This is a genomic window from Psychroserpens mesophilus (genome assembly GCF_050617655.1).
Classification (GTDB): domain Bacteria; phylum Bacteroidota; class Bacteroidia; order Flavobacteriales; family Flavobacteriaceae; genus Psychroserpens; species Psychroserpens mesophilus_A.
Map to the genome: position 1 here is coordinate 1 of NZ_JBODQC010000465.1, position 239 is coordinate 239.

General features: G+C 52.3%; 1 pseudogene. It reads left to right on the top strand.

The features are described 5' to 3' along the window. A pseudogene (locus ACRHNM_RS18005) lies at positions 1-198 on the top strand (sugar kinase); the annotation flags it as partial. Positions 199-239: the final 41 nt, after the last annotated feature.

The following is a 239-nucleotide window of genomic DNA, read 5'->3' on the forward strand; positions in this document are numbered from 1 at the left end:
TTTACCGGGTACCTGGCACAGACACAAAACATCTCCTTCAACAACCTGCGCAACGCGGTGATCCACGGATCCAACCTGGCGTCGTTCTGCGTGGAGCGTTTTGGCACGGAACGGCTGATCCAACTCCGGCCACAGGACATCGACCAAAGGCTGGAGCGGTTCAGGGAACTGACCCAGTTTGATATAGAAGTTAAATAATGGCCCGGTATGCGGGCTTTTATTAATTTTGCGAGCATATG